Origin of the sequence: Streptomyces sp. 3211.6 (assembly GCF_003634815.1) — a bacterium.
Taxonomy (GTDB): domain Bacteria; phylum Actinomycetota; class Actinomycetes; order Streptomycetales; family Streptomycetaceae; genus Streptomyces; species Streptomyces katrae_A.
The window spans coordinates 3,224,385-3,236,889 of sequence record NZ_RBXC01000001.1 but is presented as its reverse complement, the minus strand read 5'-3'; the positions used below and the strand labels follow the sequence as shown (position 1 = coordinate 3,236,889).

General features: G+C 72.7%; 13 protein-coding genes and 1 other RNA gene. 9 read left to right on the top strand and 5 right to left on the bottom strand.

Annotated elements, in window-relative coordinates; translation table 11 throughout:
- Positions 1-55 precede the first annotated feature (55 nt).
- Positions 56-244, bottom strand: coding sequence for a hypothetical protein (locus BX286_RS14850; protein ID WP_079427415.1), 189 nt, complete (start codon positions 242-244; stop codon positions 56-58).
- A gap of 228 nt (positions 245-472) precedes the next feature.
- Here BX286_RS14850 and ftsE point away from each other — a divergent pair, with 228 nt between their 5' ends.
- The 5 genes from ftsE (at position 473) to ssrA (ending at position 4,393) form a co-directional block, all read left to right on the top strand.
- On the top strand, positions 473-1,162 hold the full coding sequence (ftsE, locus tag BX286_RS14845) for a cell division ATP-binding protein FtsE (RefSeq protein ID WP_042810247.1): 690 nt from the start codon (positions 473-475) through the stop codon (positions 1,160-1,162).
- A gap of 18 nt (positions 1,163-1,180) precedes the next feature.
- Entirely contained in the window at positions 1,181-2,164 is a 984-nt protein-coding gene (gene ftsX / locus BX286_RS14840; protein ID WP_079427413.1) for a permease-like cell division protein FtsX, read from the top strand.
- A gap of 67 nt (positions 2,165-2,231) precedes the next feature.
- On the top strand, positions 2,232-3,416 hold the full coding sequence (locus BX286_RS14835) for a S41 family peptidase (protein ID WP_121015140.1): 1,185 nt from the start codon (positions 2,232-2,234) through the stop codon (positions 3,414-3,416).
- 18 nt (positions 3,417-3,434) lie between these two features.
- Positions 3,435-3,920, top strand: coding sequence for an SsrA-binding protein SmpB (smpB, locus tag BX286_RS14830; RefSeq protein ID WP_079427410.1), 486 nt, complete (start codon positions 3,435-3,437; stop codon positions 3,918-3,920).
- A gap of 84 nt (positions 3,921-4,004) precedes the next feature.
- Positions 4,005-4,393: a transfer-messenger RNA gene (ssrA, locus tag BX286_RS14825) on the top strand.
- A 60-nt stretch (positions 4,394-4,453) separates the two neighbouring features.
- On the opposite strand, the gene BX286_RS14820 is transcribed toward ssrA, so the two are convergent.
- Complete coding sequence (locus BX286_RS14820; RefSeq protein ID WP_237293318.1) at positions 4,454-4,855, bottom strand: type II toxin-antitoxin system VapC family toxin; 402 nt, start codon at positions 4,853-4,855, stop codon at positions 4,454-4,456.
- Between the two features lie 5 nt (positions 4,856-4,860).
- On the bottom strand, positions 4,861-5,091 hold the full coding sequence (locus tag BX286_RS14815; protein ID WP_079427406.1) for a FitA-like ribbon-helix-helix domain-containing protein: 231 nt from the start codon (positions 5,089-5,091) through the stop codon (positions 4,861-4,863).
- Between the two features lie 122 nt (positions 5,092-5,213).
- Between BX286_RS14815 and BX286_RS14810 the strand changes: the two genes are divergently transcribed.
- Positions 5,214-5,762: a GNAT family N-acetyltransferase gene (locus BX286_RS14810; protein ID WP_079427404.1), complete on the top strand. Its 549-nt coding sequence runs from the start codon at positions 5,214-5,216 to the stop codon at positions 5,760-5,762.
- Between the two features lie 88 nt (positions 5,763-5,850).
- Here the strand turns inward: BX286_RS14810 and BX286_RS14805 are convergent, their stop codons facing one another.
- A complete protein-coding gene (locus BX286_RS14805) occupies positions 5,851-7,107 on the bottom strand; it encodes an SH3 domain-containing protein (RefSeq protein WP_121015138.1) in 1,257 nt (418 codons plus the stop codon).
- Positions 7,108-7,226: 119 nt separating this feature from the next.
- A complete protein-coding gene (locus tag BX286_RS14800; RefSeq protein WP_261993426.1) occupies positions 7,227-8,507 on the bottom strand; it encodes an MFS transporter in 1,281 nt (426 codons plus the stop codon).
- 84 nt (positions 8,508-8,591) lie between these two features.
- Between BX286_RS14800 and BX286_RS14795 the strand changes: the two genes are divergently transcribed.
- The 3 genes from BX286_RS14795 to BX286_RS14785 all read left to right on the top strand — a co-directional run bounded on the left by BX286_RS14795 (position 8,592) and on the right by BX286_RS14785 (position 12,503).
- Entirely contained in the window at positions 8,592-9,560 is a 969-nt protein-coding gene (locus tag BX286_RS14795) for a LysR family transcriptional regulator (RefSeq protein WP_121015136.1), read from the top strand.
- A 97-nt stretch (positions 9,561-9,657) separates the two neighbouring features.
- Complete coding sequence (locus BX286_RS14790) at positions 9,658-11,133, top strand: NarK/NasA family nitrate transporter (protein WP_121015134.1); 1,476 nt, start codon at positions 9,658-9,660, stop codon at positions 11,131-11,133.
- Between the two features lie 218 nt (positions 11,134-11,351).
- Positions 11,352-12,503, top strand: coding sequence for a uroporphyrinogen-III synthase (locus BX286_RS14785; protein WP_079427394.1), 1,152 nt, complete (start codon positions 11,352-11,354; stop codon positions 12,501-12,503).
- Positions 12,504-12,505 lie beyond the last annotated feature (2 nt).

Here is a 12,505-nt window from a genome sequence, read left to right as displayed (position 1 = left end):
CACCGTGGGTGTCCGGGCCCTTCTCCCTTGGCCTGTGATCGGAACGCGGCGCGGCCTACGCGGCCCGGGCCACCAGTGCCAGCGCGGCCACCAGCACCACCATGAGCGCGATGAGCGCCATCGGATTCAGCCCTGCGAAGGGGCCCTCCTGCTGGAGGCGCTCCCGGTTCGCCCGGCACACCGGGCAGCGGCCCTGGCTGACGGGTGCGGCGCAGTTCGCGCACACGAGCCGGTCATATGTCATGCGCTCCTCCTCTCGTCCCCTTATGACGCTTAACGGCAAGGGGACCGAGTCCGTTCCCCCTACCACTGTGCCAGCTCCGCCGGCATTCGGCGCGGCCCGTCCGGGCAAGAGCGATCGGGCTCGCCCGGGAGCTTGGGATAAATCGGGCAACTCCGGATGCCGGGTCCCCACCCAGCGCCCGTTCGCGTATGGTCACGCACACCTACTCCCGGCGACCGTGGTGCACCCGTGATCCGATTCGACAACGTCTCCAAGTCCTACCCGAAGCAAACCCGGCCCGCACTCAGAGATGTCTCCCTCGACATCGCCAAGGGCGAGTTCGTCTTCCTGGTCGGCTCCTCCGGCTCCGGCAAGTCCACCTTCCTGCGGCTGGTCCTGCGCGAGGAACGGGCGAGCCACGGGCAGGTGCACGTCCTGGGAAAGGACCTCGCGAAGCTCTCCAACTGGAAGGTCCCGCACATGCGGCGCCAGCTGGGGACCGTCTTCCAGGACTTCCGGCTCCTGCCCAACAAGACGGTGGCCGAGAACGTCGCCTTCGCCCAGGAGGTCATCGGCAAACCCCGCGGTGAGATCCGCAAGGCCGTCCCGCAGGTCCTGGAACTGGTCGGCCTCGGCGGCAAGGAGGGCCGGATGCCGGGCGAGCTGTCCGGCGGCGAGCAGCAGCGCGTGGCCATCGCCCGCGCCTTCGTCAACCGCCCCGCCCTGCTGATCGCCGACGAGCCGACGGGCAACCTCGACCCGCAGACCTCCGTCGGGATCATGAAGCTGCTGGACCGGATCAACCGGACCGGCACCACCGTCATCATGGCCACGCACGACCAGCAGATCGTGGACCAGATGCGCAAGCGCGTCATCGAACTCGAACAGGGCCGACTCGTGCGCGACCAGTCGCGCGGCGTCTACGGCTACCAGCACTGAAAGGTCCCTCAAGACGCCATGCGCGCCCAGTTCGTCATGTCGGAGATCGGCGTAGGCCTCCGCCGCAATCTCACCATGACCTTCGCGGTCATCATCTCCGTGGCCCTGTCGCTGGCCCTCTTCGGGGGCTCCCTGCTCATGCGGGACCAGGTCAGCGCCATGAAGGGGTACTGGTACGACAAGGTCAACGTCACCGTCTACCTCTGCACCAAGAACGACGCCGTCGACGCCGCCGACAGCACCCCGGCCGCCGCCGGCGCCCCGGGCACCCCGGCCGCGCCCGCCGCCGGCAACGGCAAGCCCTGCTCCAAGGGGGCGGTCACGCCCGAGCAGAAGCAGGGCATCGAGCGCGAGCTCAAGAAGATGGACCTCGTCCAGACCGTCATGTACGAGTCCTCGGACGAGGCCTACAAGCACTACAAGGAGCGCTTCGGGCACACCGCACTGGCCTCCGTCGTCACCCCCGACCAGATGCCCGACTCCTTCCGGGTCAAGCTGAAGAACCCGGAGAAGTACGAGGTCATCACCTCGGCCTTCGCCGGCCGCGACGGGGTGCAGTCGGTGGCCGACCAGTCCACCGAGCTCGACAACCTCTTCGCCCTGCTGGGCACCCTCAACTGGGCCGCCCTCGGCATCATGCTGATCATGCTGATCGTGGCGCTGCTGCTGATCGTCAACACGGTGCGCGTCTCGGCGTTCAGCCGTCGGCGGGAGACCGGCATCATGCGGCTGGTGGGCGCCTCCGGCTTCTACATCCAGGTGCCGTTCATCATGGAGGCGGCCGTGGCCGGCCTCATCGGCGCGGGCTTCGCCTGCGGCATGCTGGGCGCCGTCCAGTACTTCGTGATCGACCACGGCATCGCGCTCCGCGACAAGCTCCAGCTGATCAACTTCATCGGCTGGGACGCGGTCTTCACCAAGCTCCCCCTGGTCCTGGTCATCGGCCTGCTGATGCCCTCCCTGGCGGCGTTCGTCGCGTTGCGCAAGTACCTGAAGGTATGACAAGCGTCCCCTGTCGTCTGCGGTCAACCCCGCTTGCGGCAGCGGCGCTTGTCCTAGACTCGGCCGCATGCCGGGTCTGCCCGCTCTCTGTCTCCGGCCCCGTGACCTGCGTCGCGGGGCCGTTCTGACGTTGCTCTTCGCCGTGTCCGTGGGCACCGCGGCCGCCACCGGGCCCTGGGGCTGCGCGGAGGTGGACGACGCTCCCCCCGCAGCCCTCGCGGGCACCGCGGGGGCGGGCGCCGCCCCCTCCGCCGGGACGGCCGACCGGGAGGCCGTCGCGCGGGCCGCCGCCGAGGCCGTCGCCGAGGGGAAGTCCGGCAAGAAGGCGGCCCAGGAGGTCGTCAGCCGCAGCGGGGACCGCTGGGGCGCCGTCTACGACCAGGGCGAGTACGCCGCCTTCGCCGAGGACCTCGACGGCCGCTGGACCGGCGTCGGGCTCTGGACCGGGCGCCGCGGCGACGGCCGCATCGAGGTCGACCGGGTCCAGCCCGACAGCCCCGCCGCCCGGGCCGGGCTGCGCGCCGGCGACCGGTTGCTGAGCGTCGACGGCCGCGAGGTCACCGGTCTGCCCGTCGCCGACGTGGTCGCCCTGCTGCGCGGCCAGGCCGGCACCCCGGTGGTCCTCGGCCTCAGCCGGGAGGGCGTCGCCCTCACCGAGACCGTCCGCCGGGCCGAGCTGCACGCCGACCCGGTGACCGTACGCCGCCTCGCGGGCGGCATCACCGTGATCAAGGTGGCCTCCTTCACCCGGGGTTCGGGCGAGCGCGTCAAGGAGGCCGTACGGGAGGCCCCGCCCGGCGGCGGGGTGATGCTGGACCTGCGCGGCAACCCGGGCGGGCTGGTCACCGAGGCGGTCACGGCGGCCTCCGCGTTCCTCGACGGCGGGCTCGTGGCGACGTACGACGTACGGGGCTCCGAGCGCGCCCTGTACGCCGCCCCCGGCGGGGACACCGGCCGCCCCCTGGTGGCCCTCGTGGACGGCGGCACGATGAGCGCCGCCGAGCTCGTCACCGGCGCCCTCCAGGACCGCGGCCGCGCGGTGACGGTCGGCACCCGCACCTTCGGCAAGGGCTCCGTGCAGATGCCGACCCCGCTGCCGGGCGGGGCGGTGGCGGAGCTGACGGTCGGCACGTACCGCACCCCGGCGGGCCGCAGCCTCGACGGGGGCGGCATCACCCCGGACCTCGCCGCCGGCGACGGGGCCGAGGAGCGGGCGCGGACGGTATTGGGTGGCCTCGGGGCGGGGTCGTAGTGCGAAAATGACCGCACTATGGCTAAGGAAAAAGGGCGCAAGCTGATCGCCCAGAACAAGAAGGCGCGGCACGACTACGCGATCATCGACACCTACGAGTGCGGCATCGTGCTCACGGGCACCGAGGTCAAGTCCCTGCGCCAGGGCCGTGCCTCGCTGGTGGACGGCTTCGTGTCGGTGGAGAGCGGCGAGGTGTGGATGTACAACGTCCACGTGCCGGAGTACAGCCAGGGCACCTGGACCAACCACAGCGCCCGCCGCAAGCGCAAGCTCCTCATGCACCGCGAGGAGATCGACAAGCTGGAGCGCAAGGCGGACGAGTCGGGCCACACGGTCGTGCCGCTGTCCCTGTACTTCAAGGACGGCCGCGCGAAGGTGGAGATCGCGCTGGCGAAGGGCAAGAAGGAGTACGACAAGCGCCAGACCCTCCGCGAGAAGCAGGACACGCGCGAGACCCAGCGGACGATCTCGGCGATCCGGCGCAAGCAGCGGGGCACGGTTTAATCTCCTGGCACGCGGTGGTCCACTTCGCGTACCATGGCGTCAGCACCACCCCCCAGGGGGCGGCGCACCTTGAGAAAAAAACATGGGGATGATCGGTTTCGACAGCGGATGTCGATGCAGGGGAAGCGAGCCGAGGAAGCGGCAATGATCTCGCTAACCACATGTCGCAAAAAATAATCGCCAACTCCAAGAGCGATAACTCCCGCTTCACCCTCGCTGCCTAATAACAGTGAGCTGAAGCCTCTGTGAGGAGCGTCAGCCCGGAAGTGGTCCCGGTCCGGATCCTGGCGTCAACTAGGGATCTAAACCTCTAGCCCCGGTCACGGGGGGTGGAGGGAAACCAAACAGTGACTGAGCCCGTCGGAGACTTGTCCGTGTGATCTCCGGGGCCGAGAAAAGCGCAGCGGACTGCGCTCGGAGAAGCCCTGCTTCTGCACCGTTGGACGCGGGTTCGATTCCCGCCATCTCCACTCATCCCATGTGGGCGAAGGCCCCCCGACCTGCGAAAATCTCGCGAGGTTGGGGGGCCTTCGTCATGCGCCGTTGGCGGCGATGACCTCGATCCCGCAACGCGGCTTCTGAACGCCTCGTTTGATGCGCACGTCGGCCGTCAGCAGGGGGACGCCCAGGGCCTCGGCGAGGGCGACGTACGTCGCGTCGTAGGCGGAGAGGTTGGCATACAGCTTTCGGATCCGGGGGAGCAGCAGGCCCGTCTCGTGCCGCTGTACGCGCAGCCCCTGGTAGGTCTTGAAGTGCTCGTCGAGGCTCGTGGGGTCGATCTTGGTGCCGCGTGCCATGCCCAGGAGGGCGGACGCGACCTCGGTGTCCAGGAGGTAGGGAGCGGCGAGGGTGTCCTCCTCGCTGATGCGCCGGCGGGTGGCGGCGCCAAGCGGGCCCCTGTCCGTGAGGAACAGGACCAGGGCGGAGGAGTCCACGACGATCAACGGCCCGCCCTGCCTGCGTCGACGGCGTCGAGGACGTCCTGGATGTCGATGTCCTCCGTGGCGTAGCGCTCGGCGCGGGCGGCCATTTCGGCGAGCGTGGGCTGGGTGGCGTCTTTGGTCACGAGGCTGAGCAGGTAGCTCTGGAGGGACTGTCCGGCCTCGGCGGCTCGGACCTTTATGCGGCGCGCGATGTCATCGGGGACTTCCCGGATCGTGAATGCGGTCATGACTGCATTTTATCGTCAATGCAGTCACTTTGCAGTCGCCCCTCATGCCGGGGCGCACTCCTCGCCCCCGGTCGGCTACTAATCGGTACCGGCCCGGCGCCTTACTCCTTTAGGGTGGCGCGATGTTCGAAGGAAACCTGGTCAGACTGCGGGCGCTGCGCGCCGAAGATGCCGGACACCACCTGCGGTGGCGCAACGACCCGGAGGTGGTGCGGCTGGCCGCGGCCGGGGACCCCCTCTTCGGGCCGGTCACGGCGGAGGCGGTCAGGGCCGCGTTCGAGGGGAAGCTGCGGCTGGTGCCGAGGGAGGCGGCCGTGCTCACGGTCGAGGACCTGGCGAGCGGCAGGGTCATCGGCATGGTCGACTACCGCGACCTCGACCCCTACGCCGGAGTGGCCACCCTGGGGATCACCATCGGCGAGCGGGAGTTCTGGGGCCGCGGCCATGGCAGTGAGGCCGTGCGGCTGCTCGTGGACCACCTCTTCGGCGCGTACGGGCTGCACCGGCTGGAGCTGGACACCTGGAGCGGCAACGAGCGTGCCGTACGGGCCTTTTCGAAGCTCGGCTTCCGCGAGGAGGGGCGCCTGCGGGCGGCCGTGCTGGTGCAGGGGGAGCGCTACGACCGGGTGCTGTTCGGGATGCTGCGCGAGGAGTGGTCCCGGTCCGTCTGAGCGGGACCGGGGGAACGGGCGAAGGCCCCACGGCCTGTCGGCTGCGGGGCCTTCGTGGTGCGTACGGTGCCGCGCCCGGCGGGGCGGGCTACGAGCAGTACGGGACCTTGTTGAGGTTCAGGGCGTAGCGGGCGGCGATCCAGCCGCGGCCGTCGGCGAGCTTGTACCAGATCGCGTTGTCGTCGACCTGCTCGCCGTTGACCTTGCACTGGAGGGCCACGACCGTGTTGGCCGCGAGCTTGCCGGTCTTGCCGTAGCCCGTGCCGGGGCCGGAGCGGATGCCGAGGCCCTGGCCGGAGCTGACGACGCGGGCCTTCGGGCCGCCCTTGCCGTGGTCGCCCTTGTCGCCCTTGCCGTGGTGGTCACCCTTGCCGTTGTGGTCACCCTTGTCGTGGTGGTCCTTGCCGCCGTGGTGGCTGTTGCACTTGCAGTCGCCGGGCTTGCCCTTGTCGCCCTTCGGGCCCTGCTCGCCCGGGTAGCCCTTGGGGCCGCGCGGGCCTTCGGGGCCCTGGGGGCCGGCGGGGCCGCGGTCGCCCTGGGGGCCGGTGTCGCCGGGGTAGCCCTTGGGGCCGCGCGGGCCTTCGGGGCCCTGCGGGCCGGCGGGGCCGCGCTCACCGGTGTCGCCCTTGTCGCCCTTGGGGCCCTGCGGGCCGCCCGCCGGGCCCGTGTCGCCCTTGGGGCCCTGCGGGCCGGTGTCGCCGCGGTCGCCCTTGGGGCCCCGGTCGCCCTTCGGGCCCCGGTCGCCGGTGTCTCCCTTGTCGCCCTTGGGGCCCGGGCGGCCGGGCCTGCCGTGGTGGCCCGGCTTGCCGTCGTGGCCGTCGTGGCCGTGCTCCCCGGGCGGGCCGTCGTCGCCCTTCGGGCCGCGTACCGGGGTGGCCACGGCGAACAGCGCGGGCGCGTCCTTGCCGTCGGACCACTCGCCGCCGTCCAGCGTGGTGCCCTCGGGGGCGTTCGCGTCCACCTTGAGGGAAACCGCCAGCCGCGTCTGGGCGTTGGCCGGGAAGGCGAAACCGGCGCGGGTCCCGGCGTTGCAGGTGAGCAGGCGCGCGTCCTTCGAGCGGCTGCACGAGCCGCCCGCCCGCTGCCCGTTCCAGTAGAACCGGGCCTCCGGGAACGTGGTCCGCTCCGGTGCGGTGATGCGGAAGGTGCTGCTGTGCGCAGGGTCCGCCCCGTTCAGGGCCGCGATGACGACGCGGCCCGTCTTCCCGGGGGCGATGGAGGGGACGTAGGGCTGGGAGAAACGGACGTGCGAGGAGTCCGCCAGGGCGGGAACGGCGGGCATCAGACAGGACGCCGTGACGGCCGCGACGATCAGGGCCGAGGAGACGGAGCGCGAAGCAGACAAGGGGAGTTCCTCCGCTAAGGGAAGGGTTTGGGGGAAAGCCTCCCCAGTTATGGCGGATTGCGGCCCGGAAGGGTGCGACCCACGCGGTGGCGTCACCCGGCAGCCGGATGAAATCCCGATCAACGACCGGGTCGTGGAGTCGCCGATCCGATAAGCAGAGCGGTCACGGCGGCGGCCGCCGGCAGCACGTACGCCGTCCCCGTCCCGAGGTGGTCGACGGCCAGGCCCGCCGTCGCGGAGCCGGCCGCGATACCGGCGAGGATCGCGGTGACGGCCAGCGTCATGCCCTCGTTGACGCGGCCCTCGGGGGTACGGGACTGGACCAGGCCCATCGCGGTGACCATCACCGGCGCCGTGGCCATCCCGGCCAGCAGCAGGGCCGGGGCGAGCGCCACGACGGAGCCCGTGGCGGCCGCCGCCCAGGGCAGGGCCATCGCCCCGGCCAGCCAGGACAGGCAGGTCCGCAGGCTCCGCGGGCGCCGCGCCCCGTACAGCAGCCCGGCCACGCAGGAGCCCGCCGCCTGGAGCGCGAGGACCGGGCCGGAGCCGCCGCCCAGGCCCAGGGCGGCGAGATGGGCGACCGAGGTGACCTCCATCGAGCCGAAGACCAGGCCGGTGGCGAGGAACAGGCCGAGGAGGGGCAGCAGGGCGCGCAGCGGGGACCGGCCCCGTCCGGCCCCCGGTGCTCCGCCGGCCGGGGGCTCGGTGGCACGGTGCGCCGTGAACACCAGCATGCCGGTCAGCAGCAGCACCGCCCCGGTGAGGGTGCCGGCCTCCGGGAAGACGGCGGTGCACAGGAAGGCGGCGAGGACCGGGCCGAGCATGAAGCACAGCTCGTCGGCGGCCTGTTCGAAGGACATCGCGGTGTGGTGCGCGGAGCGGGGCAGCAGGTGCGTCCAGCGGGCCCGGGACATGCCGCCGATGTTGGGGGTGGTGGCGGTGGCCACGTAGGAGGCGAACAGGGTCCAGGCCGGGGCCTGCGCACGGACGCACAGGACCAGGGAGAGCGAGCCGAGGACCGCGATCACGGTGGCCGGCACGGCGATCCGGGCCTGCCCGTACCGGTCGACGAGGCGGGCCGTCCACGGAGCGACGAGGGCGGTGGCGGCCATCCCGGTCGCGGTGACCGCCCCGGCGAGGGCGTACGAGCCGCGCTGCCCGGCGATCATCATGACCGCGCTGATCCCGAACATGCCCATGGGCAGCCGGGCGAGCAGGTTCCCGGCGGTGAACCCGCGCGCCCCGGGGACGGAGAAGAGGCGGGCGTAGGGGGAGAGGAAGCCGGTCCGGGAGCGGTGGCGGACAGGGGTAGGGGCGGAGGTGGGGGCAGGGGCAGGGGCGGGGGTGGCCAGGACCAGGGTGGTGCCCGTCACCGCCATGAGCGGGGGTTCTTGCGGCATGCCATGATCCTGCGGCCCGGCCCCGGCGGAGGTCCAACACCTCTTCCGGGGCCATTCACGCCCTCCCGTTGTTAATCTTTCCGGGTGACCTCCCCCGACGTGGACCCCCGGCTGCTGCGCGGCTTCCTCGCCGTCGCCGAGGAACTGCACTTCACCCGCGCCGCCGCCCGCCTCTACGTGGCCCAGCAGGCCCTCAGCCGCGACGTCCGCCGCCTCGAACAGGCCCTGGGAGCCACCCTGTTCACCCGCACCACCCGGGCCGTCGAGCTCACCGCCGACGGCGAACGCCTGCTGCCCCACGCCCGCGAGGTGCTCCGCGCCCACGACGAACTCGCCGCCGCCTTCGCCGGACCGCCCCCCGCCCTCCTCGTCGACCTCAACACCGACGGCCCCACCACCGGCCGCCGCGTCCTGGACCGGGCCCGTGAACTCGCCCCCGGCCACGAGCTGATGGCCCGCTTCGAGAGCGGCCTCACCCACGCCGCCGCCGAGATCGCCGCCGCCCGGCTCGACGTCTCCTTCGGCTACGTCGCGGGCCTCGACCCCGCCCTGCGGGCCCGGCTCGCCCACCGCCCCGTGCGCTACGAACCCCTCGCCGTCCTGCTGCCCGAGGAACACCCGCTGGCCGCGAGGGAATCCGTACCGCTCGCCGCCCTCGCCGGGGAGACCGTCTACGCCGGCGCCGGCAACCCCCGCACCCTGGAGTGGACCGGACTGGCCCGCGAGCTGTTCGCCGGACGCGGCATCGCACTGGCACCGCCCGCACCGGTGGCCATCGGCAAGGAGGAGTTCGGCCGGGTGATGGCCAAGACCCGCAATCCCGTCCTGGTCACCGTCGGCTTCCTCGACATGCCCGGCTGCGTCAAACGGCCCCTCGTGGACCCCGTACCGCTCTCCCCGCTCTCCCTGGTCTGGCGCGCGGGCCTGCGCCACCCCGGCCTGGACGCCCTCACCCGCGCCGCCGAAGAGCTCCAGGCCGCCCACCGCTGGCTGGAACTGCCGCCGGACCACTGGCTCCCCGCAGCGCTCACACCCGGCCCGCACGGAGGGTGAGAGCAAGGTTTCCCCCCGGTCATCCGGCGGGGACCGGGGCCGAAACGCGCCGTTCCTAGCGTCGTCACCACGGACGCGAGAGCTGTGGAGGCGTGAGATGACCGCTACGAGGACGACCCCACCGCACGAAGGGGCCACCGGCGGGAAGGACGGCCGGGACGACCGGGACGGCCGGGACGGGCGAGTCAGCCAAGGCGGCCCGGGCGGCCCGGGCGGCCGCCGAGGGGGCCGCTGGATCGAGCACTGGGACCCCGAGGACGAGACCTTCTGGCGGGAGACCGGAGAGAAGACCGCCCGCCGCAACCTCCTCTACTCCGTCTTCTCCGAGCACATCGGCTTCTCCATCTGGTCCCTGTGGTCCGTGATGGTGCTCTTCATGGGCCCCGGCTACGGCATCGACCCCGCCGGGAAGTTCTTCCTCATCGCCACCGCCACCACCGTCGGCGCCCTCGTCCGCATCCCCTACACCTTCGCCGTCGCCCACTTCGGCGGCCGCAACTGGACCGTCGTCAGCGCCCTGCTCCTGCTCGCGCCGACCGTGGCCGCCCTGGTCGTCATGGAACCCGGCACCCCGTACGGGACCTTCCTCGCCGTCGCCGCGCTGACCGGCGTGGGCGGCGGCAACTTCGCCTCCTCCATGACCAACATCAACGCCTTCTTCCCGCTCCGCAAGAAGGGCTGGGCCCTCGGCCTCAACGCCGGCGGCGGCAACATCGGCGTCCCGGTCGTCCAGCTCGCCGCGCTGCTCGTCATCGCCACCGCCGGCGCCGGACACCCCCGGCTGCTCCTCGCCGCCTACCTCCCGCTGATCGTCGCCGCCGCCGGGCTGGCCCTCGTGCGCATGGACAACCTGGCCCCGGTACGGGGCGACGCGGGCGCCGTACGGCAAGCCGTCCGGGAGCCGCACACCTGGATCATGGCCCTGCTGTACGTCGGCTGCTTCGGCTCCTTCATCGGCTACGGCTTCGCCTTCGGACTCGTCCTGCAGACCCAGTTCGGCCGCACCCCGCTCCAGGCCGCTTCCTTCACCTTCGTCGGCCCGCTGCTCGGCTCGCTCGTCCGGCCCGTGGGCGGGGCGCTCGCCGACCGGTACGGCGGGGCGCGGATCACCCTCGCCTCCTTCGTGGCGATGGCCGCGGCGACCGGGGTGGTCGTGCTGGCCTCCGTACGGGAATCCCTGCCGGTGTTCCTGACCGGCTTCACCGCCCTGTTCGCGCTCAGCGGGCTGGGCAACGGCTCCACGTACAAGATGATCCCCGGGATCTTCCAGGCCCAGGCCCTCGCCCGCGGTCTGCGCGGCGAAGAGGCCGCCGCCCACGGCCGGCGGCTGTCCGGGGCCGCCATGGGCCTGATCGGCGCGGTCGGCGCGCTCGGCGGCCTCGGCATCAACCTGGCCTTCCGCGAGGCCTTCACGGCCTCCGGGACGGGCACCGCCGCCTTCGTCTCCTTCCTCGGCTTCTACGCCGTGTGCTGCGCCGTCACCTGGGCCGTATACCTCCGCCGGCCCACGGCCCCGCCCGCCGGCCCCCAGGCGGCGGACAGCGGGGCGCAGGCACAGCTCAGCCCGGTGTGAGGGGTGCCGGGGGCGTCGGGGCCGGTTAACGGCACGGAAATACGGAGGAACCGAGCCCGACACGACGCCTTGGCAGGCTCGGACACCGCCGCCGCGCAGCCTCCGGCCGACAGCGCCGTCGGCCCGGCCGGCGGCGGCGCGGCCTCCGGCTTCGGCTCCGGCTTCGGCTCCGGCTTCGGCTTCGGCAACAGACGTACTGGGCAAGGCAGGTCACCACCATGGACGACGCTACCCACGGCCCCCTCTCGGGGTTCACCGTAGGAGTCACCGCCGCGCGGCGCGCGGACGAGCTGATCGCCCTGCTGCGCCGGCGCGGCGCGGCGGTCGTACACGCGCCCGCGCTGCGGATCGTGCCGCTCGCCGACGACGGCGAACTGATGGCCGCCACCAAGGAACTCCTCGACACCCCGCCGGACGCCGTCGTCGCCACCACCGCCATCGGCTTCCGCGGCTGGATCGAGGCCGCCGACGGCTGGGGCATCGGCGAACGGCTCCTGGAACGGCTGGGCGCCACCGAACTGCTGGCCCGCGGGCCGAAGGTCAAGGGAGCCGTACGGGCCGCCGGGCTGGTCGAGGCCTGGTCCCCGCAGTCCGAGTCCCTGGCCGAGGTACTGGACCGGCTGCTGGCCGGCCCGGTCGCCGGACGGCGCATCGCGCTCCAGCTGCACGGGGAGCCGCTGCCCGGGTTCGTGGAGGCACTGCGCGACGCCGGAGCCGAGGTGGTGCCCGTGCCCGTGTACCGGTGGATGCCCCCCGAGGACCTCGCACCGCTGGACCGGCTGCTGGACGCGGTGGCCGTCGGGACCGTGGACGCCCTCACCTTCACCTCCGCCCCCGCCGCCGCCTCCCTGCTGTCCCGGGCCCGGGAACGGGGGCTGCGCGAGGCGGTGCTGGAGGCGCTGCGCGGGCCGGTGCTCGCGGCGTGCGTGGGGCCCGTGACCGCGCTGCCGCTCCAGGGCGAGGGGGTGGCGACCGTCCAGCCGGAGCGGTTCCGCCTCGGACCGCTGGTGCAGCTGCTCTGCCAGGAACTCCCCGGCCGGGCACGGGTCCTGCCCGTCGCCGGACACCGGCTGGAGATCCGGGGGCACGCGGCGGTGGTCGACGGCGGGCTGCGCCCCGTGCCGCCGGCCGGGATGGCCCTGCTGACGGCACTGGCCCGGCGGCCCGGCTGGGTGGTGTCGCGGGCCGACCTGCTGGGCACGCTGCCGGGGGCGGGGCGCGACGAGCACGCCGTCGAGACGGCGATGGCCCGGCTGCGGGCCGCCCTGGGGGTGCCGAACCTGATCCAGACGGTGGTCAAGCGCGGCTACCGGCTCTCCCTGGACCCCGGTGACGGCGAGGTCTGGAGCGGGGCCGGGGCAGTCCGCTAGCG

Excerpts from the sequence above, each read along its gene's own strand:
- ftsX (WP_079427413.1), top strand. The coding sequence starts at position 1,181 with ATGCGCGCCCAGTTCGTCATGTCGGAGATCGGCGTAGGCCTCCGCCGC.
- BX286_RS14800 (WP_261993426.1), bottom strand. The coding sequence starts at position 8,507 with ATGCCGCAAGAACCCCCGCTCATGGCGGTGACGGGCACCACCCTGGTC.
- BX286_RS14810 (WP_079427404.1), top strand. The coding sequence starts at position 5,214 with ATGTTCGAAGGAAACCTGGTCAGACTGCGGGCGCTGCGCGCCGAAGAT.
- BX286_RS14790 (WP_121015134.1), top strand. The coding sequence starts at position 9,658 with ATGACCGCTACGAGGACGACCCCACCGCACGAAGGGGCCACCGGCGGG.
- BX286_RS14850 (WP_079427415.1), bottom strand. The coding sequence starts at position 244 with ATGACATATGACCGGCTCGTGTGCGCGAACTGCGCCGCACCCGTCAGC.
- BX286_RS14835 (WP_121015140.1), top strand. The coding sequence starts at position 2,232 with ATGCCGGGTCTGCCCGCTCTCTGTCTCCGGCCCCGTGACCTGCGTCGC.
- smpB (WP_079427410.1), top strand. The coding sequence starts at position 3,435 with ATGGCTAAGGAAAAAGGGCGCAAGCTGATCGCCCAGAACAAGAAGGCG.
- BX286_RS14815 (WP_079427406.1), bottom strand. The coding sequence starts at position 5,091 with ATGACCGCATTCACGATCCGGGAAGTCCCCGATGACATCGCGCGCCGC.
- BX286_RS14785 (WP_079427394.1), top strand. The coding sequence starts at position 11,352 with ATGGACGACGCTACCCACGGCCCCCTCTCGGGGTTCACCGTAGGAGTC.